Origin of the sequence: Streptomyces sp. NPDC002130 (genome assembly GCF_040296465.1) — a bacterium.
Taxonomy (GTDB): Bacteria; Actinomycetota; Actinomycetes; order Streptomycetales; family Streptomycetaceae; genus Streptomyces.
This window is the reverse complement of the sequence record NZ_JBEOXI010000126.1, coordinates 1-23,846: the sequence shown is the minus strand read 5'-3', so window position 1 is coordinate 23,846 and position 23,846 is coordinate 1. Positions and strand designations below refer to the sequence as shown.

Annotated in this window: 19 protein-coding genes and 1 pseudogene; 9 read left to right on the top strand and 11 right to left on the bottom strand. The window is 70.2% G+C overall.

The features are described from left to right. Positions 1 to 96 precede the first annotated feature (96 nt). Positions 97 to 993 carry a class I SAM-dependent methyltransferase gene (locus ABT116_RS23410; RefSeq protein WP_351637138.1) on the bottom strand — a complete coding sequence of 299 codons (897 nt, stop codon included), beginning with the start codon at positions 991 to 993 and terminating at the stop codon, positions 97 to 99. Positions 994 to 1,115: 122 nt separating this feature from the next. Continuing rightward, positions 1,116 to 2,837 (bottom strand): glycoside hydrolase family 6 protein, encoded by a 1,722-nt coding sequence (locus tag ABT116_RS23405; RefSeq protein WP_351637136.1) that lies wholly within the window; start codon positions 2,835 to 2,837, stop codon positions 1,116 to 1,118. 401 nt (positions 2,838 to 3,238) lie between these two features. Between ABT116_RS23405 and ABT116_RS23400 the strand changes: the two genes are divergently transcribed. From ABT116_RS23400 to ABT116_RS23390, 3 genes are all read left to right on the top strand, one after another. Next, positions 3,239 to 6,157, top strand: coding sequence for a glycoside hydrolase family 48 protein (locus tag ABT116_RS23400; RefSeq protein ID WP_351637134.1), 2,919 nt, complete (start codon positions 3,239 to 3,241; stop codon positions 6,155 to 6,157). 237 nt (positions 6,158 to 6,394) lie between these two features. Continuing rightward, complete coding sequence (locus ABT116_RS23395; RefSeq protein ID WP_351637131.1) at positions 6,395 to 9,043, top strand: cellulose binding domain-containing protein; 2,649 nt, start codon at positions 6,395 to 6,397, stop codon at positions 9,041 to 9,043. 152 nt (positions 9,044 to 9,195) lie between these two features. Then, positions 9,196 to 9,822 (top strand): MmpS family transport accessory protein, encoded by a 627-nt coding sequence (locus ABT116_RS23390; RefSeq protein WP_351637128.1) that lies wholly within the window; start codon positions 9,196 to 9,198, stop codon positions 9,820 to 9,822. Here ABT116_RS23390 and ABT116_RS23385 read toward each other — a convergent pair. Next, on the bottom strand, positions 9,815 to 10,762 hold the full coding sequence (locus ABT116_RS23385) for a helix-turn-helix transcriptional regulator (RefSeq protein WP_351637125.1): 948 nt from the start codon (positions 10,760 to 10,762) through the stop codon (positions 9,815 to 9,817). The genes ABT116_RS23390 and ABT116_RS23385 overlap by 8 nt on opposite strands. A gap of 41 nt (positions 10,763 to 10,803) precedes the next feature. Here ABT116_RS23385 and ABT116_RS23380 point away from each other — a divergent pair, with 41 nt between their 5' ends. Together ABT116_RS23380 and ABT116_RS23375 are read left to right on the top strand one after the other, a co-directional pair. Further along, positions 10,804 to 11,283: a hypothetical protein gene (locus ABT116_RS23380; RefSeq protein ID WP_351637123.1), complete on the top strand. Its 480-nt coding sequence runs from the start codon at positions 10,804 to 10,806 to the stop codon at positions 11,281 to 11,283. Next, complete coding sequence (locus ABT116_RS23375; RefSeq protein ID WP_351637121.1) at positions 11,280 to 11,756, top strand: hypothetical protein; 477 nt, start codon at positions 11,280 to 11,282, stop codon at positions 11,754 to 11,756. Before ABT116_RS23380 ends, ABT116_RS23375 begins: the two co-directional genes overlap by 4 nt. Here ABT116_RS23375 and ABT116_RS23370 read toward each other — a convergent pair. Continuing rightward, entirely contained in the window at positions 11,725 to 12,468 is a 744-nt protein-coding gene (locus ABT116_RS23370) for a class I SAM-dependent methyltransferase (RefSeq protein ID WP_351637118.1), read from the bottom strand. The two genes, ABT116_RS23375 and ABT116_RS23370, sit on opposite strands and share 32 nt — an antisense overlap. A gap of 4 nt (positions 12,469 to 12,472) precedes the next feature. Next, entirely contained in the window at positions 12,473 to 12,778 is a 306-nt protein-coding gene (locus ABT116_RS23365) for a 4a-hydroxytetrahydrobiopterin dehydratase (RefSeq protein WP_351637116.1), read from the bottom strand. A gap of 127 nt (positions 12,779 to 12,905) precedes the next feature. Here ABT116_RS23365 and ABT116_RS23360 point away from each other — a divergent pair, with 127 nt between their 5' ends. The 3 genes from ABT116_RS23360 to ABT116_RS23350 all read left to right on the top strand — a co-directional run bounded on the left by ABT116_RS23360 (position 12,906) and on the right by ABT116_RS23350 (position 15,400). Further along, positions 12,906 to 13,712, top strand: coding sequence for a helix-turn-helix domain-containing protein (locus tag ABT116_RS23360; RefSeq protein WP_351637114.1), 807 nt, complete (start codon positions 12,906 to 12,908; stop codon positions 13,710 to 13,712). 223 nt (positions 13,713 to 13,935) lie between these two features. Next, complete coding sequence (locus ABT116_RS23355) at positions 13,936 to 14,799, top strand: Sco1979 family transcriptional regulator (protein ID WP_351637111.1); 864 nt, start codon at positions 13,936 to 13,938, stop codon at positions 14,797 to 14,799. A 133-nt stretch (positions 14,800 to 14,932) separates the two neighbouring features. After that, on the top strand, positions 14,933 to 15,400 hold the full coding sequence (locus ABT116_RS23350) for a nitrate reductase molybdenum cofactor assembly chaperone (RefSeq protein ID WP_351637108.1): 468 nt from the start codon (positions 14,933 to 14,935) through the stop codon (positions 15,398 to 15,400). 31 nt (positions 15,401 to 15,431) lie between these two features. Here the strand turns inward: ABT116_RS23350 and ABT116_RS23345 are convergent, their stop codons facing one another. From ABT116_RS23345 to ABT116_RS23340, 3 genes are all read right to left on the bottom strand, one after another. Beyond that, entirely contained in the window at positions 15,432 to 17,501 is a 2,070-nt protein-coding gene (locus ABT116_RS23345; protein ID WP_351637139.1) for a laminin G domain-containing protein, read from the bottom strand. 367 nt (positions 17,502 to 17,868) lie between these two features. Beyond that, positions 17,869 to 18,237, bottom strand: a complete 369-nt coding sequence (locus tag ABT116_RS50910) for a DUF402 domain-containing protein (RefSeq protein WP_502983918.1) — start codon at positions 18,235 to 18,237, stop codon at positions 17,869 to 17,871. A 38-nt stretch (positions 18,238 to 18,275) separates the two neighbouring features. After that, complete coding sequence (locus tag ABT116_RS23340) at positions 18,276 to 18,428, bottom strand: hypothetical protein (protein WP_351637105.1); 153 nt, start codon at positions 18,426 to 18,428, stop codon at positions 18,276 to 18,278. A gap of 205 nt (positions 18,429 to 18,633) precedes the next feature. Between ABT116_RS23340 and ABT116_RS23335 the strand changes: the two genes are divergently transcribed. Continuing rightward, positions 18,634 to 20,364, top strand: a complete 1,731-nt coding sequence (locus ABT116_RS23335) for a pentapeptide repeat-containing protein (RefSeq protein ID WP_351637103.1) — start codon at positions 18,634 to 18,636, stop codon at positions 20,362 to 20,364. A gap of 402 nt (positions 20,365 to 20,766) precedes the next feature. On the opposite strand, the gene dnaK is transcribed toward ABT116_RS23335, so the two are convergent. The 3 genes and pseudogenes from dnaK to ABT116_RS23320 form a co-directional block, all read right to left on the bottom strand. Further along, positions 20,767 to 22,632 carry a molecular chaperone DnaK gene (dnaK, locus tag ABT116_RS23330; RefSeq protein WP_351637100.1) on the bottom strand — a complete coding sequence of 622 codons (1,866 nt, stop codon included), beginning with the start codon at positions 22,630 to 22,632 and terminating at the stop codon, positions 20,767 to 20,769. Between the two features lie 67 nt (positions 22,633 to 22,699). Then, the gene (locus ABT116_RS23325; RefSeq protein WP_351637096.1) at positions 22,700 to 23,440 is read right to left on the bottom strand and encodes a glycerophosphodiester phosphodiesterase family protein; all 741 of its coding nucleotides are present in this window, start codon (positions 23,438 to 23,440) and stop codon (positions 22,700 to 22,702) included. Positions 23,441 to 23,555: 115 nt separating this feature from the next. After that, a pseudogene (locus ABT116_RS23320) lies at positions 23,556 to 23,846 on the bottom strand (hypothetical protein); the annotation flags it as partial.

Sequence of the window (23,846 nt, the reverse complement as noted above, 5' to 3'; positions counted from 1 at the left end):
GACGGCCGCCGCTCGGCCATGTCCTGGCCACCGCGCACGACATGAAGCGCGAGCACCGGGTCATCAGCTGCCTCGAGGGTGCCGGCTCCGCGGCCGCTACGCGGGCCGGACCGCCGTGTGCACGGTGTGGGCCTCCAGGACGAACACGTCCGGGCGGCGGTGCAGGCTCGCCTCGTCGTCGGGGTCGAGCAGACGGTCGACGGTCGCGAGATCCTCGGCGTCGAGCCCCTCGGCGAGCTTGTCGCGCATGTGCGACAGCGACGCCACGACATACGCACGCGCCCGGTCCGAGGCCGGCGCCGGGAGATCGAGCAGGAAGCTGTGCGTCCTCGTGTGCTTGAGTCCCGCGGCGGCCAGCATGGCCGGCCAGTGCTCCGTCTCGGCCACGTGCCCGGGCAGGTCGGTGCGCATCCGGCTGAACCACTCCGCCTCCACCGCGTCGATCCGCGCCTGGAGACCGGGCCTGCCGATCCCGATGTCGCGCGGCAGGAACCGCAGCGGCAGACCGCCCTCCATGAGGGCCAGCGTGCCGCCCGGCGCAAGGCGCTGAGCGAAGGCGGCCAGCGCGGCCCGCTGGTCGCCCAGGTGGTGCAGGCTGCGGCTCGCCCAGAGCAGATCGGCGGGGTAGTCCAGTTCGCCGAGCACCTCGGGCAGATCACCGGCGAGCGTGCCGAAACGGTCGGCGACGCCCTGCCGCCCGGCCCGCGCCCGGGCCCGCTCCAGCAGCGCTTCGGAGCCGTCCACGGCCACGATCCGCGCGCCCGGGAACACCTCCGCGAACAGGCACGACACCACGCCCGGCCCGCTGCCCGCGTCGACGATCAGCCCTGGCTCGGTCACCTCCTGCGCCAGCCAGCCCAGCGCCCGTTCGTACAGGGACGCGAACAGTTCCGCCGAGGACTCCAGCATCGGGCCCATCTCGGCCCAGTCGAGGTCCGTGTGGCCGTGCTGAGGGCCGTGGCCCCGCTCGTGGTCGTGGTGGTGGTGCCCCATGGTGGTCAGCCTCTCGCTCGGATGCGGTCAGCGTGCGCCGACGCACCGGACGGAGGCCACTGCTGTTGCCGGTCCCGCAAAATCCGCCGGGGCGCGGGCCCCGGCGGATCAGCGGAGACGGATCAGGACAGCGGCGGGTACGCGTTCTGCATCAACTGCCGGAACTGGGCGGAGAACCACTTCCCGGACAGCGGCGCGTCCGGCAGGGCACCGGACATGTTGTTGTTGTTGCGCGGGTTGCCCGTGTAGGTCGGGTCGCACATGCGGTCGAAGCCCTTGCCCTCGTCGTTCGGGATCAGCTTGCTCGCCCCGTCGGACTCGCCCGGCGGCTTCATCCACACGTACGCGTCGATCCCCGCGGCCGGGGCGGCCTTCGGGCGCTCGCCGAGTCCGGCTCCGGACTGGTTGCACCAGTTGCCGGCGTTGAAGCGACGGTCGTATCGCCCGCCGTCGACGTAGGTGTCGATGCTGGTCGTCGCGCCCGGCCCGGTGGGCCGTGCGGTGCCGCCCCAACCGTTGCGGGAGGTGTCGATCAGCATGCCGATGTTCGAGCCGAAGCCCGCCGACACCAGCTGGTTGCGGAAGGCCTGGGCGTAGGACAGCTCGTCGAGGTAGCGGTTCCAGTCGACCCACTTCGACTCGCGGACGGACTTGCCGGCCACGGTGTCGTTGATCGTGAAGTTGTTCTCCTTCAGGGCGCTGTAGTTCGCCGTGTTGGTGATGAAGCCGTGGACGTCGTTCACCGTGGCGCCCTCGGCGGTCGCCGCCTCCTTCATGATGGTGGCGGTGGGGCCGAAGTTGTCGTCCCAGCCGATCCAGCCGTGGTGCCCGGCGTCGACGTAGTTGTAGACGTTCGGCACGTCGCCGAGCTTGTTCAGCGCGTAGCCGACGCCCTTGACGTAGTTGCCGTTGGCCTTCATCACGTCGCACTGCGGGACGGCCGTCGGGCGGCTGCCGGTGTTGGTGACGAGGTTGGGGAGCGAGTCGATCTCGACCGTGGTGACGATCCGCAGCGAGGCGTACTTCGGGTCGGCGAGGATGGCCTTGATGGGATCGATGTACTCGGTCTTGTAGCGGCCGATCTCGTCGGCCTTCAGCTCGCCGTTGGAGGCGAGGGCGGAGCAGTCCCGGCCGGGCAGGTTGTAGATGACGAACTGGACGACGAGCTCGCCGGAGCCCTTCTGGCGCAGCGCCTCGTCGAGGTGGTCGCGCAGACCCATCTTTCCGCCCGCGCCGTTGATGGCCGCGATCCGGTCCAGCCAGACTCCGGTCGGCTGGTTGGCGACCCGGCTGCCGCCCGGCTCGGCGGCGGCGTTCGCGGACCACTCCGGGTTCACGTACACCTTGGCGCCCTCGTAGGGGTTGTTCACCCGGGTGGACGGCCCGCCCGGGTCCGGCGGATCCGTGGGGCCGCCGGGGCCGCCGTCGTCGACGTTGCAGGTCACGCCGTCGAGAGTGAACGTGGCCGGGACCGCGTTGCTGCCGCTGTAGCTGCCCTGGAAGCCGAAGCTCACCGAAGCACCGGTGGCCAGCTGGGCGTTGTACGTCTCGTTGGCGGCTGTGACGGCGGCACCGCTCTGACTCAGCTTGGCGTTCCAGCCGCTGGTGACCTTCTGGTCCCCGGCGTACGACCACTTCAGCGACCAGGACGACTTGGCGGCGCTGTTGTTGGTGATGGTCACGGCGGCGGTGAAGCCGGTGCTCCACTGGTTTTGGATCTTGTAGTCGACGGTGCAGGGGACGGCGGCGACGCCGGTACCGTCCGGGTCGACGGCGAAGGCTGTTCCGGTCGCTCCGGCGACCAGGGCCATGGCGGCCAGTAACGCTGTTCTCGTACGGCTCATGAGTGCGGGATTCCCTTTCGGTGGTGGGGGTGTCAGCCGTTCAGGGCGCGCTCCGACAAGGACATGAGGAACCCGGCACCGGCACTCGCGCAGCCGGGGACGACCGCGTGTGCGGCGGCTAAAAGTACTGAACGCGAGGGGTGTCGCATGAGCGACTCCTTGCAGGTCGGGTGCGTCGTGACGGACGCGTCGACTGATGGAACCGCTCCCACTGGTGCCAAGGAAGGTAGCGCCAAGTGTCGGCAAAGAACAGGGGAGTCACTGACTTTCGCTCAACTCCCGGCGTCGAATCTTTTCGACTCTTCGAGAACCTTGACCGGTACCTGACGCATCCGCACTATGGGAGCGCTCCCACTGGTTCAAGCCTTGACTTCTCCGAGCCGCAAGGAGGAACCAGCACCATGCATCCCCCACCCCGGAGGCGGAGAGCCGTGCGGCGTCTGTGGACCGCCGCACTAGCAGCTCTCACCCTTCCGTTGACGATGCTCTCCACAGGGTCGACTCCCGCGCAGGCGGCGGCACTTCAGTGCAGTGTCGACTACAAGACGAACGACTGGGGCTCCGGTTTCACGGTGGACCTCACCCTCACCAACCGCGGCACGGACGTCATCGACGGCTGGACGCTGACCTACGCCTACTCCGGCAACCAGAAGCTGGGCAACGGCTGGAACGGTACCTGGTCGCAGTCCGGCCAGAACATCACCGTGAAGAACGCCTCCCACAACGCGCGGGTCGCGGCGGGCGCCGCCGTCTCCACCGGTGCCCAGTTCTCCTACAGCGGCGGCAACACCGCGCCGACGTCCTTCTCGGTCAACGGCACGCCCTGCACCGGCGCGCACCAGCCGCCGATCGCCGTGCTGACCAGCCCCAGCGCGGGCGCCGTCTACACCCAGGGCCAGGCGGTGCCGCTGGCGGCCACCGCGGCCGCCGCGGACAACGCCACGATCAGCAAGGTGGAGTTCTACGACGACACCAAGCTGCTGGGCACGGACACGAGCGCGCCCTACGCGCTGTCCGTCTCCGACCTGGCCGTGGGCAGTCATTCCCTGGTGGCGAAGGCCTACGACAGCATGGGTGCCTCCGCGGACTCCACCCCGGTCGGCATCACCGTCGCCTCCGGCCCGACCGTCGTCGCCTCGCCGCTCCAACTGGGCGTCCAGTCAGGCAAGTCGGGCACCTACGAGGTGAAGCTGTCCAAGCAGCCGTCGTCCAACGTGACGGTGACCTCGGCCCGGGCGAGCGGCAACTCGGGGCTGTCGGTCTCGGCCGGCGCCTCGCTGACCTTCACGCCGCAGAACTGGAACACCGCGCAGAAGGTGACCGTCGCGGCCGCGAACTCGGGTACCGGATCCGCCGTCTTCGAGTCGACGGCCGCGGGCCACGCCAAGGCCTCGGTCACCGTCACGCAGCTGGCGGCGTCGAAGGTGTACGACGCCCGCTTCCTGGAGCTCTACGGGAAGATCACCAACCCGGCGAACGGCTACTTCTCCCGCGAGGGCATCCCCTACCACTCGGTCGAGACGCTGATCGTCGAGGCGCCGGACCACGGCCACGAGACCACCTCGGAGGCGTACAGCTACCTCCTGTGGCTCCAGGCCATGTACGGCAAGGTGACGGGTGACTGGTCGAAGTTCAACGGCGCGTGGGACCTCATGGAGAAGTACATGATCCCCACCCGCGCCGACCAGCCGACCAACTCCTTCTACAACCCCGCCAAGCCGGCCACCTACGCGCCCGAGCTGGACACGCCGAACGAGTACCCGGCCAAGCTCGACACCGGTGTCTCGGTCGGCCGCGACCCGATCGCGGCCGAGCTGAAGAGCGCGTACGGCACGGACGACGTCTACGGCATGCACTGGCTGCAGGACGTGGACAACGTCTACGGCTACGGCAACTCGCCCGGCAAGTGCGAGGCGGGTCCGTCGGACACCGGCCCGTCGTACATCAACACCTTCCAGCGCGGCGCGCAGGAGTCGGTGTGGGAGACGGTGCCGCAGCCGACCTGCGACGCGTTCAAGTACGGCGGCAAGAACGGCTATCTGGACCTGTTCACCGCTGACGCCTCCTACGCCAAGCAGTGGAAGTTCACCAATGCGCCGGACGCCGACGCGCGGGCCGTGCAGGCCGCCTACTGGGCGGACCTGTGGGCGAAGGAGCAGGGCAAGGGCTCGGCCGTCTCCGCGGCGGTCGGCAAGGCCGCGAAGATGGGCGACTACCTGCGCTACTCGATGTTCGACAAGTACTTCAAGAAGGTCGGCAACTGCGTCGGGCCCGCGGCCTGCCCGGCGGGCACCGGCAAGGACGCCTCGTTCTACCTGATGTCCTGGTACTACGCCTGGGGCGGCGCCACGGACACGAATGCCGGCTGGTCCTGGCGCATCGGCTCCAGCCACGCCCACGGCGGCTACCAGAACCCCCTGGCCGCCTACGCGCTCGCCAACTACGCCCCGCTGAAGCCGAAGTCGGCGACGGGCGCGGCGGACTGGGCCAAGTCCATGGACCGGCAGCTGGAGTTCTACCGCTGGCTGCAGTCGGACGAGGGCGCCATCGCGGGCGGCGCGACCAACAGCTGGGCAGGCCGGTACGCGACCCCGCCTTCGGGCAAGTCGACGTTCTACGGCATGTACTACGACGAGAAGCCGGTGTACCACGACCCGCCGTCCAACCAGTGGTTCGGCTTCCAGGCGTGGTCCATGGAGCGGGTCGCCGAGCTGTACCAGCAGACGGGGAACGCGCAGGCCAAGACGGTCCTCGACAAGTGGGTCGACTGGGCGCTGTCCAAGACCACGTTCAACCCGGACGGCACGTTCCGCATCCCGTCGACGCTGCAGTGGTCGGGCCAGCCCGACACCTGGAACGCGTCGAGCCCCGGCGCGAACAGCGGGCTGCATGTCACCGTCGCCGACTACACCAACGACGTCGGTGTGGCGGCCGCGTACGCCAAGACCCTGACGTACTACGCGGACCGCTCCGGTGACACGGAGGCAGCGGCGGCGGCGAAGAAGCTGCTGGACGGCATGTGGGCGAACCACCAGACCGATCTCGGGATCGCCGTTCCGGAGAACCGGGCCGACTACAACCGGTTCGACGACCCGGTGCACATTCCGAGCGGCTGGACGGGCACGATGCCGAACGGTGACGCGATCAACTCGTCGTCGACGTTCGACTCGATCCGGTCCTTCTACGAGGACGACCCGGCCTGGTCGAAGATCGAGAGTTATCTCGCCGGCGGTGCGGTGCCGTCGTTCACGTATCACCGGTTCTGGGCTCAGGCGGACATCGCCTTGGCCATGGGTTCGTACGCGGAGCTTCTCGAATAGCCCCCGCCGGGCGCTCCGTGGGGCCGTGGTCGACTGCGGGTCCGTTGTGGCTGGTCGCGCCCGCGCGGCGTAGCCGCATATCGACGCAGCCCCGCGCCCCCAAGACACAGGAGCGTCCGAAGCTCCGCGTTCGTGGTCTCGTCACCTGACGACGAGGCCGACCGGCCGGGCGGTCCCCACCCGCACTGGGGGCCGCCCGGCCCTCGCACATCCCCCCTCACGGAAGGACCCCCCGCCGTGCGAAGAACCCGTATCCTCACGGCCGTGCTGGCGCTGGCGGCCGGACTGCTGTCGGGCGCCCCCACCGCCCTGGCCGCAGATCCCCCGGCGACGAAGCTCGCCGCGGACACGTACACCTGGAAGAACGCCCGGATCGACGGGGGCGGGTTCGTCCCCGGCATCGTCTTCAACCGCTCCGAGAAGAACCTGGCCTACGCCCGCACGGACATCGGCGGGGCGTACCGCTGGCAGGAGTCCTCCAGGACCTGGACGCCGCTGCTGGACTCGGTCGGGTGGGAGGACTGGGGGCACACGGGCGTCGTCAGCATCGCGTCCGACTCCGTCGATCCGAACCGGGTGTACGCGGCGGTCGGGACGTACACGAACAGCTGGGACCCGAAGAACGGTGCGGTGATGCGCTCCTCCGACCGGGGCGCGAGCTGGCGGAAGACCGACCTGCCGTTCAAGCTGGGCGGCAACATGCCGGGGCGGGGCATGGGCGAGCGGCTGGCGATCGACCCGAACCGGAACAGCGTGCTGTACCTGGGCGCGCCCAGCGGCAAGGGGCTGTGGCGGTCCACTGACTCGGGCGTGACCTGGTCGCAGGTGGCGAACTTCCCGAACGTCGGCAACTACGCCCAGGACCCGAGCGACACCTCCGGCTACGCGTCCGACAACCAGGGCATCGTCTGGGTCACCTTCGACGAGTCCACGGGCACCGCCGGGAACGCCACGAAGACGATCTACGTCGGGGTCGCCGACAAGGACAACGCGGTGTACCGGTCGACGGACGCGGGCGCGACCTGGCAGCGGCTGCCCGGACAGCCCACGGAGTACCTCGCCCACAAGGGCGTCCTGGACGCGAAGAACGGCTACCTCTATCTCCCGTACAGCGACAAGGGCGGCCCGTACGACGGCGGCAAGGGCCAGCTGTGGCGGTACGCGACCGGGACCGGGGCGTGGACGAACATCAGCCCGGTGGCGCAGGCCGACACCTTCTACGGTTTCAGCGGGCTGACGGTGGACCGGCAGAAGCCGGGCACGGTCATGGCGACCGCGTACAGCGCCTGGTGGCCCGACACGCAGATCTTCCGCTCCACGGACAGCGGCGCGACCTGGACCAGGGCGTGGGACTACACGTCGTATCCGAACCGCGAGAACCGCTACACGATGGACGTCTCGTCCTCGCCGTGGCTGACCTGGGGCGCGAACCCGCAACCGCCCGAGCAGACGCCGAAGCTGGGCTGGATGACCGAGGCCCTGGAGATCGACCCGTTCAACTCGAACCGGATGATGTACGGCACGGGTGCGACGATCTACGGCACGGAGAACCTCACGAACTGGGACAGCGGAAGCAAGTTCGCCATCGAACCGATGGTGCAGGGCCTGGAGGAGACGGCGGTCAACGACCTCGCCTCTCCCCCGTCCGGCGCCCCGCTGCTGAGCGCGCTCGGCGACATCGGCGGCTTCCGCCACACGGACCTGACGAAGGTGCCGTCGATGATGTTCACCCAGCCGAACTTCACGACGACCACGAGCCTGGACTTCGCCGAGTCGAAGCCCGACACGGTGGTACGGGTGGGCAGCCTGGACTCGGGGCCGCACATCGCGTTCTCGACGGACAACGGCGCCAACTGGTTCGCCGGGACCGACCCTTCGGGCGTGAGCGGCGGCGGCACGGTCGCGGCGGCGGCCGACGGCAGCCGGTTCGTGTGGAGCCCCGAGGGTGCCGGCGTACATCACACGACGGGCTTCGGCACGTCGTGGCAGGCCTCCGGAGGGATCCCCGCCGGGGCGATCGTCGAGGCGGACCGCGTCGATGCGAAGACCTTCTACGGCTTCAAGTCCGGGAAGTTCTACGTCAGTACGGACAGCGGGGCGACCTTCACGGCATCACCGGCCACGGGGCTGCCGAGCGGTGACAGCGTCCGCTTCAAGGCTCTGCCGGGCGGGAAGGGCGACGTCTGGCTGGCCGGTGGCGGGACGGACGGCGCCTACGGCCTGTGGCACTCCAAGGACGGCGGGGCGAGCTTCACCAAGCTGCCGAACGTCGAGCAGGCCGACACCGTCGGCTTCGGCAAGGCGGCACCCGGCGCCTCCTACCAGACCCTCTACACCAGCGCGAAGATCGGCGGCGTGCGCGGCATCTTCCGCTCCACCGACAAGGGCGCGAGCTGGACGCGCATCAACGACGACGCCCACCAGTGGGGCTGGACGGGCGCGGCGATCACCGGCGACCCGCGCGTGTACGGCCGTGTCTACGTCTCCACGAACGGCCGGGGCGTCCTCTACGGCGACAGCTCCGGCGGCGGCACGACCGACCCGGGGCCGGGCCCGGACCCGACGGGCGCCTGCAAGGTGACGTACAAGGTCACCAGCCAGTGGGCGGGCGGCTTCCAGGCGGACGTCCAGCTCGCCAACACCGGTACGAGCACCTGGAACGGCTGGTCCCTGAGCTGGGCCTTCCCGGACGGTCAGAAGCTCACCCAGGCCTGGAACGCCGAGGCGTCACAGTCGGGTTCGGCGGTCAGGGCGAAGAACGTCGGCTGGAACGCGAACGTGGCGGCGGGATCGTCGGTGAGCTTCGGCTTCACGGCGAACTGGTCGGGCACGAACACGAAACCGGCCGCGTTCAAACTGGGCGGGCAGACCTGCACGACTGCCTGACCGGGCGATCCGAGGGCGTGTGCCGGAAACGGTATGCGCCCTCTCCGCATGTCAGGACCGATCACGAACTGATCACCTTGCCCGCACACTACTCACACTTTCTTCACACTTCCCGTTACGCTCACCTCCCACGAAACACCCCAGGGGGGTCCATGTCGTACACCCAGCCTCCGCCGCCGCCCGGCTTCCCGCCGCACCCCTCTCCGCCGGCTCCCCGGCCGTCCTGGGCCCGCAAGCGCGTCCTGATCCCCGCGGTCGCCGTCATCCTCCTCGTCGGCGCGGGCATCGGCTCCGCCGGGAACGGCGGTGACGGCGAGAAGACCGCCGCCGCGCCCCGCCCGACCGTCACCGTCACCGAGAAGGCCCGGGCCGCCGACGAGGCGGAACCGGCGCCCACGGTGACCGTCACCAAGACCGCTACCGCCAAGGCCAAGGCCAAGGCCAAGCCCAAGGCGGACACCGCGGAGGACGCCGAGGCCGCCGACACCGGTGCCGAGGGCAAGGCGGTGTTCAAGGTGTGGGGCTCCGCCCCCTCCGGCGTCGACATCACCTACGGCAACGACGGCACCAACCTCCAGGGCAAGGGCCTGCCCATGAAGAAGACCCTGACCGTCAAGGACGACGCCCTCTACTACCAGGTGACCGCGCAGCTCCTGGGCGGCGGCGACATCCAGTGCTCGATCACCATCGACGGCAAGACCAAGTCAGGCCGGGCGCAGGGGGATTACAACATCTGCTCCGCCCAGCTCAACAGCGACTTCAGCGGCGGCTTCAGCTAGGCAGGGGGCTGCCGTACCGTTCCACCAGCTCGGCCGCCGTCCGGGCGATCCGCTCACGCAGTTCCAGGGGTTCGAGCACCTCGATGCCGCTGCCCAGGCGCAGGAAATCGGCGTGGGCGCGGTCGACGGACTCGATGGCGACGGTGACACGGGTCCAGCCGTCCTCCTCCACATGTGCGTCGGTCCGCGCCGGGCCGGGGAGGGGCACACCCGGCGCCAGCCGGACCACGGCCCGGGCCGCTCGGAGCCGGTGGTGGAAGTCGCGCTGGTACGCCGTCCAGTGGACGGCCAGGTCGAAGTCGCCGGGTGGGCTGAACTCCTCGCCGGTGGCGTCCAGTCGCAGGATCTGGTCGACCCGGTAGGTGCGGGGGCCCGGGCCCGCGACGACGTACCAGCGGCCCGCCTTGAGGACGAGCCCGTACGGCTCCAGGCGGCGCTCCACGTCGGTGGGCTCACGCCAGCGGCGGTACAGGATGTTCACGGCACGGCGGTTCCAGACCGCGTCGGCCACGGCCGGGAGGTACGGCGTCTCGTCGGCGTCGGCGTACCAGCCGGGTGCGTCGAGGTGGAAGCGGCTGCTGATCCGGTCGGCGTGCGGGCGCAGTTCGGGCGGCAGCGCGGCCCGGACCTTGAGCTGGGCGGCGGCCAGGACGGAACCCAAACCCAGCTCTGCGGCGGCACCGGGGGCACCGGCGAGGAAGAGCGCCTCGGCCTCGTCGGTGTTCAGCCCCGTGAGGCGGGTGCGGTAGCCGTCCAGCAGGCGGTAGCCGCCGGAGTGGCCCGCGTCGGCGTACAGCGGGACACCGGCCGCGCTCAGCGCCTCGACGTCCCGGTAGACCGTGCGCACCGACACCTCCAGCTCCTCTGCGAGCTGGGCGGCGGTCATCCGGCCACGGGTCTGGAGCAGCAGGAGGATCGAGACGAGCCGACTGGACTTCACTGACACAGGATGTCAGTGAAGCGGCCCTAGCGTCCCCCTTCATGGGCTTCACCGAGAAACTGCTGACCGTGCCCCCACCCGTCGAGGTGGCCGGACGCCACATCAAGCGCTACCACGTCACCTCCGACCCGGCGGGGATCGAACCCGAGGTGGAGAAGGCGGCGTACGCGGTCCTGCCGGAGCTGCTGCCGGAGCCGGACGGTACTCCCCCGGCGACCTTCGTCGTCCTGCACCGGGGCGGTGACGACGGCGCCTATCTGAACGCGTACAGCTGGGTGTGGGACAACGTCCTGCACTTCAAGGGGGCGGCGGCGGGTCAGCCCGTGCTGGGCTGCCCGGACCGCGATCCGGCCCACTTCATCACTCCCGGGCTACCGTGGATCGGCTGCGTCTGGGAGCTGCCGCCGATCCTGCACGAGCGGGACGCCTGGGTGCGGCACCTGCTCGCACCCGAAGTCCCGGACCTCAAGGCCTACTTGGCCGACTCCCTTCCCGAAGGAACCACAGGAGACCGCGCATGAGCAGCCCGCACGACTTCGACTTCTTCCACGGTGACTGGGAGGTCCGCCATCGGCGCCGCACCGCTTTCCTCGCCCCGGACAGCGATTGGGAGGAGTTCCCGGGGACCAGCCGCTGCCGGCCGCTGTTCGACGGGGCCGCGAACATCGACGAGGTCGACATGCCGCTGCTGTCCGCGAAGGGCGCGACCCTGCGGCTCTTCGACCCGGTCACCGAGCGTTGGTCGCTGAACTGGGCCTCCAGCGTCAGCGGAACCCTGTTCCCACCGGTCTTCGGCCGCTTCGAGGGCGGACGCGGCGAGTTCCACGGCGACGACACCTATGACGGCGAGGACGTGCGGGTCCGGTTCGTCTGGTCGGGCGTCTCCGCCGCGTCGGCCCGCTGGGAGCAGGCGTTCTCAGTGGACGGCGGGGACACCTGGCTGACCAACTGGATCATGGAGTTCACCCGGCCTTCCGGAACGAGCGCAGGCTGAACACCGGGTCGGGGCGGGGCCGGTCCTGGTCGGGGAGGTGCGCGAGGCGGGTGGCGAATCCGTCGGCGAGCGGGTCGCCCGGCGGCAGGGTGACGAACCAGCCCCGGCGCAGGTCGGCGATGGTACGGCGAGGGCTGCGGCCCTGGCCGTGACCGGTGAAACGGGCCTGCCCCGCCGGGACCAGGCCGTGGGCGACGGCGCAGGACTCGACGTCCGCCGCCGCGTCCCGGACCGGGCTGAGCGGCCGGGAGGACAGGACGACATCGATGTCACTGCCCACGTTGTGGGAGGCGGCCTTGTCTACCGTGGTCACGTAGACCCCGCCGGGCCGCAGCACCCGGGCGCATTCGCCGACGATGGCCCGCACCTCGGCGGGCCCGGACGTCAGGTGCAGGAGCCACACGCTGCACACGGCGTCGAACTGCCCGTCCCGGAAGGGCAGCCGACGGCTGTCGGCCCGTACGACGGCACCGGGGAGGCGGGTGGAGGCCTGCCGGGCCATCGCGGCGGCGAGGTCGACGCCGGTCACCCGCATGCGGCCGCGGGCGGCGGCGAGCCGGCGGGTCACGATGCCGGTGCCGCAGGCGACGTCGAGCAGGCTGCGCGTGTCCGGCGGCACGAGGCTCAGCACGGCCTGTGCGGCGGCGGCCGCCCGGGGCTCGCCGCCGCGCGAGGCGTCGTAGCGCTCCGCTTCCTTGTCGTAGTCGAGCACCCGGTCAGTGTGCCCCGTGCCCGGGGGCGAGGTCCTCCACCCTGCGGGCGAGCTCGAAGTCCTTCTCGGTGACGGCGCCGCCCGCGCTGTGCGTGTGTACGGCCAGGGAGACGGTGTTGTAGCCGAGCGTGAGGTCGGAGTGGTGGTTCAGTTCCTCCTGGACCTGGGCGATGTGCACGACCATCGCCGTCGCCGCGAAGTGCGAGCCGAGCCGGTAGGAGCGGATGAGGCGGTCCTTGTCGAGCGACCAGCCCGGCAGCTCGGCCAGCCGGTCCTCGACCTCCTTCTGGGACAGCGGTTCGACGGGCATGGGCTGCGCTCCTTCCCGGACTGCGGTGTCCTCGGTGTCCTCTCAGCCTGCCACAGCGGGGCGGCCGGGGCCCTGGTCACAAGGGTGCGGCTGTCCGGAGCGACCGGTTCTCGACTACGGTCCCGGCATGACCACTCACCCGTCCTCCGCCGAGCGGGGCGTGGGCCCGCTGCTGCGGGCCTGGCGGGAGCAGCGGCGGGTCAGCCAGCTGGAGCTGGCCCTGCGCGCGGACTCCTCGGCCCGGCACATCAGCTTCGTCGAGACGGGCCGCTCCAGGCCCAGCGAGGAGATGGTGCTGCGGCTGGCCGAGCATCTCGACGTGCCCGTGCGGGAGCGCAACGCGCTGCTGCTGGCGGCCGGTTACGCCCCGCGCTACCCGGAGACCCCGCTGGACGACCCGGCGCTGGGCGCGCTGCGGGCGGGCATCGAGCGGCTGATCAGCGGCTATGAGCCGTATCCGGCGCTGGTGGTGGACGCGCTGTACAACGTCGTGGCCGCCAACCGAGGGGTCATGACGCTGGTCGACGGTGTCTGCGAGTCGCTGCTCGAACCACCGCTGAACGCGATGCGGCTGGCCCTGCACCCGCGGGGTCTCGCGCCCCGCATCCGCAATCTGCGCGCCTGGCGGGGGCATCTGCTGGAGCAGATGGAGCGGCAGATCGCGCTGCACCGCTCGGAGCCGCTGCGGGCGCTGTACGAGGAGGTGGCGGCGTATCCGGCGCCCGGGGCGGATCCGGTGGACGAGCCGTCGGAGCCGGTTCCGTACTTCGCGCTGCCGCTGCGGATCGAGCACGGGGGACGGACGCTGTCGTTCATCTCCTCGATCGCCACGTTCAACACGCCGATGGACGTGACGGTCGCCGAGCTGGCCATAGAGACGCTGCTCCCGGCCGACCCGGCGACGGTCAAGTACCTCCAGGCACACCTGCCCTGACGGTCGTGGTGCGGCGGCCGGTACCGGTTCCCGGGCCGGAGTGCGCCGGCCCGGGAACCGGTACCTTCACGATCCCTTTCGGGTTGCATCCGGTCGATTACCCGCGGGGTAATGCCCGCGCCGCTCCTCCGCTTCCGGCGATCTTCTCGCTCCCGGCCCTGTCATGCCGACGACCGACCGTGACAGACTGATCGCAGGCTTGGGCACGTTGGGGAGGCGTGGCGTGAGTGAACGGCGGGCCGCACCCACCGTGGGCCAGGTGGTCCTGGGCAAGCGGTTGCAGGAGCTGCGTGAGGCCGCGGGCCTCGGTCGTGACGAGGCCGCGAAGGTGCTGCGGGTCGCCCCGGCGACGGTCCGGCGGATGGAGACCGCCGATGTCGCGCTGAAGATCCCGTACGTACAGATCCTGCTGACGGCGTACGGGGCGGCCGAGGACGAGATCGCCGCCTTCGTCGACCTCGCGGAGGAGGCGAACCGGCCGGGCTGGTGGCAGCGGTTCCACGACGTGCTGCCGGAGTGGTTCAGCATGTACGTGAGCCTGGAGGGCGCGGCCCGGATCATCCGGTCGTACGAGCCGCACTTCGTGCCGGGGCTGCTGCAGACCGAGGGGTACGCGCGGGCCGTGCTGCAGACCGGCACCATCGCGAACGCCGGGCCGGACGCCGTGGACCGCCATGTGTCGCTGCGCATGGAGCGGCAGCGGCTCCTGGACCGCCCGAACCCGCCGCACCTGTGGGTCATCATGGACGAGACGGTGCTGCGCCGCCCGGTGAGCGCGGACGGCCGGGTGATGCGCGACCAGCTGGACAAGCTGCTGGAGTACGCCGGGCGCGACCGGGTCACCCTCCAGATCGCCGAGTTCGCGGACGGCCCCCATCCGGGTACGTACGCGCCGTTCTCGCTGTTCCGCTTCGCCGAGCCCGAGCTGCCCGACATGGTCTTCACCGAGTACCTGACCGGCGCGCTGTACCTGGACTCCCGCAAGGAGGTCTCCGCGCATCTGGAGGTGCTGGACCACATGACGGCCCGGGCGGGCTCCGCACAGCGCACGGAGGAACTGCTGCGGGAGTACCGCGAGCGTTACTGAGCCGCTCGCCTCCCGCCCGACGTCATGGGACCGGTTCTGACCCGTACGGGCGCCGTCGGCGGGTGTGCTTCCCGGCACGCCCCTAGCGTCGGGATGACGGGGCGGGCAGGCAAGCGCTCGCGGAGGAGGTCCGATGCCCGGATTCGAGGTGCTGTACCAGGCGGCCGCGCTGTGCCTGATGTACCCCGACGACGACTTCCGCACCCGGCTGCCGCTGTTGCGCGAAGCCGCCCCGCAGCTGCGGGAGTTCGCCGACCACGCGGCCATCACCCCGCCGGGGGAACTGGCCGCGCACTACGTCGAGGTGTTCGAGGCCGGGCAGGACCACAGCCTGTATCTGAGCGCCTGGCGCGAGGCCGCCCCGGCGCCGTCGGAGGAGATGTACCGCGCGCACGGCCTGGAAACCACCGGCGAGGAGCCGCCGGACTTCCTGCCGGCGGTCCTCGAACTGGCGGCCCGTACGGGCAGCGACGGACTGCTGACGGAGCACCGCGACGGCCTCGACCGGCTCAGATCCAGGCTCACCGACTTCGGTACCCCGTACGCGACCGTCCTGGACGCGGTGTGCGCGACGCTGCCGCCCGCGCACACCGCGCTCTAGGAGGCCGCCGACCAGGTCGGCACAGGCACGGCTACGTGCCCGTGCCCAGCCGCCAGACGTCGTCGTCGGCAAAGGCACCCGCGAACGCCTGCACCTCGTCCACGTCACCGTGCAGGTACTCGCCCCACGCGTCACCGGTCCGGCCCCGGCCGATCTGAAGCGGGCCGGAGCCTCGCCACCCGTTCGGGAGATCCGCGGTCGCGTCCGTTCCTGCCCTGCCGTCGAGGTAGAGCTTGATCTTGTCGGTGGCGTCGTCGTAGACGACGGCGAGCCGGTGGCCGACGCCCTCGCCGCCGTCCGCCATCTCCGACTGGGCCACCACCGTTTCGGGAGCACCCCGCTCGTCCTTGTGCGGCATCACCAGCTGCCAGGCGTGCTGTGCGGGCTGGTAGCGCAGCTTGAAGACGTCGGTGTGCTCACCGGGCAGCGACAGCACCGTCATGGGGCCCTCGGGCTCCGTGTCCGCCAGGCGTGCGACCACGCCGATGGTGAAACTGTCCGAGGTGTCCACGACAGGCCCCTCGGCCACCGCGTGGCCGGACCTGCCGTCCAGGGACAGATGCCCGTCGCCGACGAGCGCGTAGGGCACCGCGGGGCAGTCCGGGTCGAGCTCCGGGAGGCACGAGCCGTCCGGGCCGCGGTGGATCGTCGCACCGGGCGCCAGCTTCAGGGGTGCGCCGCCGTTCAGCTCGGGGCTCGCGCCGTCCTGGGCCGTCTCCAGAGACCAGCGCCCACGCGACGACGGCTCGCGGTGCGCCAGTTCGGCAGCCTCGTCCGGCACGACCACCCGGTCGTGGACCCTGACGCCGCCCAGCTCGCCGTGCCAGCGGTCGTGGTAGCCGTTTCCGTCGCGGACCCGGCCGATCTGGAAGGCGCCGGCGGAGGCGGCGGGCGTGGCCTCGGCCCGGTTGCCGACCTCGTCGCCATTGACGTACAGCTGCGCCTTGCCCGTCTCGGCGTCGTACACGCCCAGCAGGTGGGCCCATTCGCCGGTCTCCGGAGCACCGCCCGACACGGTTGCGCCGCCGACGGTGAACGACCAGTCCGGGGACTGGCCCCGGGCGTTGAGACCGAGGGCGAACGCGGCGAACTCCCCGGCGTCCTGGCCGGCGACGGTCATGTTCCGGCCGGTCTCGGCCGGGCGTGCCCAGGCACTGACCGCGAAACTCTTGCGGGGGTCGCCGACGGCCGGGACGTCCGGGGTGAGGTAGCCGTGGCTGCTGCCGTCCAGGGCCGCCGTGGCGGTGAGCTTCGTACCCGCGGGCGCCGGGGCGCCGAAGGTGACGCCGGGGCCGGCGGCCGCGTCGGTGCCCGCCTCGGCGTCGGCGGACGTGGCTCCCTTCGCGTCGGCCAGGGGCCAGTGGGCCACGGGCGCGCGGCCGGACTTCACCAGGAAGTCGTACGACGACTGGCCGCTGCTGCGTCCGGCCCGGTCGGTGGCCCGGACGGTCAGGCTCTCGGGGCCCGAGTCGAGGGGCAGGAAGGGGATGGTGGCAGGCCCGCCCGGCCGCTCGGGGCGGACGGTTCCGTAGGGGCCGCCGATGAAGCCGTACGTGTACGACACGACGTCGTCGGAAGGCGAGTCCATCGTGAAGTGGCCGTAGACGCCCACTCCGTCCACCCAGAACACGTTCTCCGGGTATTCGGGCGAGGAGATCGTCGCCTTCTCCGGATTCTCGTCGTCGTAGACGAACTCGCAGACGGAGCCGTCACCCTCGGAGCTCCAGGGGGAGGTCGCCTTGCCGTCGTTCGCACGGACCCGCCAGGAGATGACGGTGTTGGGCGGGACGGAGCCCTCCGGCATGTGCCACCGCTGCGGACTGCCCGAGAGCGTCGCGAACCTCGTGTGCGTGATGCGCTGTTCCACCCCGTCGGCGTCCGTCCACCACGCCTCGAACTCGCCTTTGACCAGGTTGGCCTCGGCAGGGTGGTTGTCCTCCTCCGGGTCGTACAGGACCGCGCTCAGGACGGGCGGCCCGGAGACGTACACCCTCTGGTCCCCCGCCGCGCACTCCTTGTACCCCGTCTCCAGGTCCTGGACGAGCGGCTGCTTCGGCGGCAGGTTGTCCGCGGCCTGAGCCACGCCGGTGCCGGTCGTCATCACGGCCGCCACCGCACACCCCACCGCCAGCAGTCTGTGCCCGCCGGATCTCTTCAGTGCGTCCAACTGTCCCTCCCCTGTGAACTTCCCTCGGCCCGCCGGTCACACGAGCCGCTGGAGGCTAACAGGGGGCACTGACATCTCAGAAAGGGTTTTCGGAGTGCTAAGGGTTGCGGCCGTTCCGGAGGGACGGCGGATCGAAGCGTGATGTGGCGACGAGTAATTCCTGGACGGATTCGACCAGGTGGCTACTGCTGGATTGCGGCAGCTGCAGGCAGACACCGCCGACGGATGGAGTGCGGAAAGGGGCTTTCTCCGGTGACCGGGACAGGTGAGGGAACCGGGTCGCGCATCCGGGTTCAGAAGCTCACGTGGGCCCTGCCGTGAGGGGACGCACCTCGGCTCGCGACCGAGTGGGACGCCCGGGTGCTGGGCACCGACGAGTTCGGCAGCGTCCCAGCCACTGCCGGCCCGCGGCGACCACGGGCTCCGCGACATCGGCCAGGCGGCCCGCAACGAGGCCACCTCGGCACGGGCCGGTGATCGCCTCCGCGGGGAGCGGGCACTCTGTGATGGCCTGCTCGAACTCCTCCTCGTCCACGAGCAGGACGGTGCCGTCCGCAAGCCTGGCCAGGTCGAATTCGAGATCGACATAGCTTCCGGCCAGCCGCGTCGCGGACAGGAGGCGTGCAGATGTCGACGCCGATCCAGTGCCCGTTTGACCCGCCGGCCGCACCCGCTGACGCGTCCGCCCCGGCCCGTACTCGCGGACGATCACCGCACGGTCCTTCGGGAGGTCACGCTCCGGGTGGCCTCAGCGGGTGGTGTCGGGAGTGCTCCACCGGACCAGGACAGGTTCCAGTCCCCGTCCTGGTCGTCGAGCGCCACCGGCTTGGACGGATTGACGACCTGAACTGCGTGGGGCACACAAGCGGCACCACTCGGCAGGCCGACAACGGCGCCGTCCCTTACCGACCTTGTCCGAATGGGGTATGGTCCGCTGATCATGGCATCACCGACCTCTTCGCCCCCTGAACTGACTACGGTTTGGCCGCGATGTGGCCGGTCGACGGATGGATCGGCCACGTGCCGAGGCCGCGAGGTAGCGGGCTCCGGCGCCTGCCTCGCACACATGGACGAGAACAACCGCGTCGCCTACTTCGCCCAACTCGGCCCTGGAAGCTCAGTAGATCACCGCGGCACCGAGTTCACCGCAGAGCTGCTACAACGCTTGCTGGCCGCGGTGAGGGAACCGGACGGTGGCACACTGCGGTTAACGTCGGCCAGGTTCACCGAAGCGGTGTTCACAGGGCCGGTGGACTTCACCAACGCCACCTTCCGCGGAGCTTGGTTTGACGAGACGCATTTCCATTGCGAAACCCGCTTCAATGGGGCCCATTTCGGTGATGACGCGCATTTCGCACAGGCCCGATGGGAAGGCAAGGAAGGTAAGGCCGCCGACTTTCGAAGCACCCGGTTCGGCGCAGACGCAGATTTCCACAAGGCCGACTTCGAAGCCGGCGCCTGGTTCGATGATGCCGAGTTCCAGTCTGGTGCGCGCTTCACGCGGACCTCGTTCGGCGGCAGCACGCGCTTCAAGAACGCCCGTTTCGGCGACAACGCGGACTTCAAAAAGGTGAAGTTCGTCGCCACGGCCGACTTCGGCAAGACCGCGTTCGGCTGCGGAGCGCGTTTCACCCGTGCCTCTTTCGCCGCCCATACACGGTTCGTGGGGACGGAGTTCGAGGAACATGCGCATTTCGATAAGGCGTCCTTTGAACGGACGGAGTCGTTCGGTCCCGTCGTGTGCGGCGGCTCACTCAATCTCAAAAGCGCCGTGTTCGCCTCCCCGGTGATCGTCTCCGCAGCTGCGCAGACCTTTCAGTGCCGGGGAACCCGCTGGGAAGCAAGAGCGGTCCTGCAGCTGCGCTACGCCACCGTCGACCTGACCAACTCGGTCTTCGAATACCCGTTGAGCGTTTCCGGCCACGATGCTGCATTCAGCGGCGCAGACGAATCGAAACTTGCCGGATGTGACCCCCGTGTAGCGGTTTCCTCGCTCAGCGGGACCGATGCGGCCCACCTGACCCTCAGCAATGTCGATCTGCGACACTGCGGGTTCATCGGCACTGTCCACTTGGACCAGCTACGGCTGGAGGGCAACTGCCACTTGGCCCTTCCTCCTGCCAAGCTGCAGCGCAAGGGCTGGCGTCCGACCGTCTGGACGTCTCGCTACACCCTCGCCGAAGAGCACCACTGGCGGACCGCGCAGGGAGCGACGGGCTGGCAGGCGGCCCCTGCGGGGAGACAAGCACCGAGCCCGGCCACTCTGGCCCCCGTCTACCGCCAGCTGCGCAAGTCCTTCGAGGACAACAAGAACGAACCGGACGCCGCCGACTTCTACTACGGCGAGATGGAGATGCGCCGGCACGATCGAGGCCGCTCGTGGGCAGAGCGTGCTCTGCTGCACGTGTACTGGGCCGTGTCCGGATATGGGCTGCGCGCGCTGCGGGCAGGGACATGCCTCGTAGCCGCGATGGCGATCACCACCTTGCTGCTGGTGCTGTGGGGCGTGCCCCAAGACTCCTCCAAGGCGCAGACCACCGGCGCGGTCAGCGGCGGGAGGTTCACTGCCACCACGGATACTCCCGATCCCGTCAATCCGGGCGGCTCGTTGCTTGAGCGATGGAACGGGGAACGGTTCGACAAAGCGGTGCAGGTGACCGTCAACTCGGTGGCCTTCCGCTCCTCGGGGGAGAGACTGACGACACGGGGGACGTACATCGAGATCGTCTCCCGCATCGTCGAGCCCGTCCTGCTGGCCCTGACTCTTCTGGCATTCCGCAACCGTGTGAAGAGGTGACGGCCCCGCTACGACCGGGCCCTATGCCGTGGGCACGAGGACGCCGGCTCCTCGAGACACGGTTGCCAGGGCCCCCCTCCGCGCGGCGTGCGCGCCGCGACAACTCTTCGCCGGCAGCCGCTGCGGACTCGCCAGCCTCGCCCTCCGCGCCCGCCGCTTCCTGAGCGGTTGTCGGCCAGCCGGTCCAGCAGCCCCAGAGCCAAGCGGGTTCTGGACGCACACCCGACCACGTCGGGCGCCTGAACCCGCCGACGCCGCTGCCGGTCCGGCGCCCACTCCTGGGCAGGAACAGCGAGCAGAACCCTGTGTCGGTGGCCGCACGCACGCTGACTTCCGCACCTCCCCCGGAGTCATACGAGGAAGATCCCCCCCAGATGAGCTCACCGGAGCAACGAAGCACTACTAGGCGGCGCCCCCCTTCGTGTCCCGGTCGTTCTTCTCCTCGTCCACGATCTCCGCGTCGACCACGCCCTCCTCGTCCTGCGCGGTGCCGGGAGAATCCTCGGTGGGGGTCTGCTGGGCCTGGGCGTACATCGCCTGGCCCATCTTCTGGCTGACGGAGGCGAGTTTCTCGACGGCGGCGCGCAGGGCGGCGGTGTCCGCCTGCTGTTCCAGGCGCTCCTTCACCTCGGCGAGGGCCGACTCGACCTCGGACTTCGTGTCGGCCGGGACCCGGTCGCCGTTCTCGCGGAGGAAGTTCTCGGTCTGGTAGACGAGTTGCTCGGCCTGGTTGCGGGTCTCGGCGGCCTCGCGGCGCTCCCGGTCCTCCTCGGCGTACTGCTCGGCCTCGCGCATCATGCGGTCGATGTCGTCCTTGGGCAGGGCCGAGCCGCCGGTGACGGTCATCTTCTGTTCGCGGCCGGTCGCCATGTCCTTGGCGGAGACGTGCATGATGCCGTTGGCGTCGATGTCGAATGCCACCTCGATCTGCGGTACCCCGCGCGGCGCCGGCGGCAGGCCCGTCAGGTCGAAGACGCCGAGCTTCTTGTTGTACGCCGCGATCTCCCGTTCGCCCTGGTAGACCTGGATGCCGACCGAGGGCTGGTTGTCGGCGGCGGTGGTGAAGATCTCCGAGCGCCGGGTGGGGATCGTCGTGTTGCGTTCGATGAGCTTCGTCATGATGCCGCCCTTGGTCTCGATGCCCAGGGACAGCGGGGTGACGTCGAGCAGCAGCACGTCCTTGACGTCGCCGCGGATGACGCCCGCCTGGAGCGCCGCCCCCACGGCCACGACCTCGTCGGGGTTGACGCCCTTGTGCGGGTCCTTCCCGGTCAGTTCCTTGACCAGGTCGGTCACCGCGGGCATCCGGGTCGAGCCGCCGACGAGGATCACGTGGTCGATCGCCGAGAGCTTCACGCCGGCGTCCTTGACCGCCTGGTGGAACGGGGCCTTGCAGCGGTCGAGCAGATCGGCGGTGAGCTCCTGGAACTGGGCCCGGGTCAGCTTCTCGTCGAGGTGCAGGGGCCCTTCGGCGGAGGCCGTGATGTAGGGCAGGTTGATGGTCGTCTCGGTCGAGCTGGACAGCTCGATCTTGGCCCGCTCGGCGCCCTCGCGCAGCCGCTGCACCGCCATCTTGTCGCCCGCGAGGTCGACGCCGGTCTGTCCCTTGAAGCGCTTGATCAGGTACTCGACGATCCGCTGGTCCCAGTCGTCGCCGCCGAGGTGCGTGTCGCCGTTGGTGGCCTTCACCTCGATGACGCCCTCGCCCATCTCCAGCAGCGACACGTCGAAGGTGCCGCCGCCGAGGTCGAAGACGAGGACCGTCTGGTCGTTCTCCTTGTCCAGGCCGTAGGCGAGGGCCGCGGCCGTAGGCTCGTTGATGATGCGCAGTACCTTCAGGCCCGCGATCTCACCGGCCTCCTTGGTGGCCTGCCGCTGGGTGTCGTCGAAGTAGGCGGGGACGGTGATCACGGCGTCGGTGACGTCCTCGCCGAGGTAGGACTCCGCGTCCCGCTTGAGCTTCTGCAGCACCCGCGCGGACAGCTCCTGTGCACGGTAGCGGGTGCCGTCCACGTCGCCGGTGTCGGGGAAGCGCCAGTGCGCGTCGCCCATGTGCCGCTTCACCGAGCGGGCGGTGCGCTCCACGTTCGTCACGGCCTGCCGTTTGGCCACCTCTCCGACCAGCACCTCGCCGTTCTTGGCGAACGCCACGACCGAGGGGGTGGTCCGGGCCCCCTCCGCGTTGGCGATGACGGTTGACTCGCCGGCTTCCAGCACGGCGACCACCGAGTTCGTGGTTCCGAGGTCGACTCCGACCGCTCGTCCCATCGCTGTCCCCTTCCGCCAGGGCGACGACTCTCCACACACTCCAGCACAAAACTTGAGTGCGCTGTTGTCAATGCCGCGATGGGGTGATCGGGCCACGCAGCGCCACGGCCCGCCGGGGCCGGTCGGTGACGAGCACGTCGACGCGCGGGTGAGCGAGGAAAGCCCGCATGAGGGTGTCGTCGTTGACGGTCCAGACCATGGTGAACAGGCCGTGCCGGGTCGCCTCGCGCAGCACGTTGGTCCTGGCCAGCCGCTGGTGCACGGCGACGCCGTGCGCCCCGCAGGCCCTGATGCGGCGGGCCGGGAACAGCTCACTCAGCCGGGTCGCGGGCAGCCGGGACAGGGCGAGTTCCCGACGGTCCCGCCCCAGGGACAGGGCGGTGCGCACGCCGGGGAAGCCCCGGGTGACGGCGGCGACGGAACGGTCCTCCAGCGTGGTCACGACGAGCCCGTCCGTGCCGAGCAGGGCGACCGCCCGGTCGATCACCTCCTGCTCGTAACCGACCTCCTTGAGGTCGAGGTGGGCCACGAGTTTCCCGGCGATCAGCGCCATGACCTCGTCCACCACGGGCACGGCGTATCCGGCCCGCTCGCACAGCTCGGCGTGTGTGAGCAGGGACAGCGGCGGCCCGGCGGGACCGACCCGGGGGGCGTGGTGGACGACGAGGACGCCGTCCCCGGTGCGGCGGATGTCGAACTCGACGTACTCCGCACCGGAGGCGATCGCGTCCTCGTACGCCTCCCAGGTGGCGGGGACGGCTCGCTCGGAGCCGCCCCGGTGGGCGGAGACGGCGGGGTGTGGCGTCATGGTCGTCGGTTCCCGGAGGGCGAGCGGGGAGGCGGTACGGGGACGAAGTCGTCGTCGGGCGTGGGCAGCAGCCGGCCGGAGCGGGTACGGACCCGTCTGAGCAGGACGTGGCCGATCACGACGAGGACGACGAAGGGAAGCAAGGCCAGTGCGGCACGTCCTGGCCGGTCATGAGGTGGGAGGCGAAGCGGCCGTAGTCGAAGCGGTCGACGAGGGCGCCTAGGGAGGTGTCGCGGGGGCGGAGCCGCCCGGAGAGGCCGAACAGCAGCAGGACGCGGGTCCGGTCCCGGGTGGCGGAGTCGAGCACCGTCGCGTTCGTGGACGTTCCCGGCAGCATCGCGTTCCTTCCGGCCCGGCGTTCGAGGCGTCCGGTTCCTGCCCCGGCCGGGGGTGGTGAACCGACGAC

Excerpts from the sequence above, each read along its gene's own strand:
- ABT116_RS23335 (WP_351637103.1), top strand. The coding sequence starts at position 18,634 with ATGGACGAGAACAACCGCGTCGCCTACTTCGCCCAACTCGGCCCTGGA.
- ABT116_RS23375 (WP_351637121.1), top strand. The coding sequence starts at position 11,280 with ATGAGCAGCCCGCACGACTTCGACTTCTTCCACGGTGACTGGGAGGTC.
- ABT116_RS23325 (WP_351637096.1), bottom strand. The coding sequence starts at position 23,440 with ATGACGCCACACCCCGCCGTCTCCGCCCACCGGGGCGGCTCCGAGCGA.
- ABT116_RS23390 (WP_351637128.1), top strand. The coding sequence starts at position 9,196 with ATGTCGTACACCCAGCCTCCGCCGCCGCCCGGCTTCCCGCCGCACCCC.
- dnaK (WP_351637100.1), bottom strand. The coding sequence starts at position 22,632 with ATGGGACGAGCGGTCGGAGTCGACCTCGGAACCACGAACTCGGTGGTC.
- ABT116_RS23360 (WP_351637114.1), top strand. The coding sequence starts at position 12,906 with ATGACCACTCACCCGTCCTCCGCCGAGCGGGGCGTGGGCCCGCTGCTG.
- ABT116_RS23380 (WP_351637123.1), top strand. The coding sequence starts at position 10,804 with ATGGGCTTCACCGAGAAACTGCTGACCGTGCCCCCACCCGTCGAGGTG.
- ABT116_RS23410 (WP_351637138.1), bottom strand. The coding sequence starts at position 993 with ATGGGGCACCACCACCACGACCACGAGCGGGGCCACGGCCCTCAGCAC.
- ABT116_RS23350 (WP_351637108.1), top strand. The coding sequence starts at position 14,933 with ATGCCCGGATTCGAGGTGCTGTACCAGGCGGCCGCGCTGTGCCTGATG.
- ABT116_RS23405 (WP_351637136.1), bottom strand. The coding sequence starts at position 2,837 with ATGAGCCGTACGAGAACAGCGTTACTGGCCGCCATGGCCCTGGTCGCC.
- ABT116_RS23400 (WP_351637134.1), top strand. The coding sequence starts at position 3,239 with ATGCATCCCCCACCCCGGAGGCGGAGAGCCGTGCGGCGTCTGTGGACC.
- ABT116_RS23365 (WP_351637116.1), bottom strand. The coding sequence starts at position 12,778 with ATGCCCGTCGAACCGCTGTCCCAGAAGGAGGTCGAGGACCGGCTGGCC.
- ABT116_RS23345 (WP_351637139.1), bottom strand. The coding sequence starts at position 17,501 with ATGACGACCGGCACCGGCGTGGCTCAGGCCGCGGACAACCTGCCGCCG.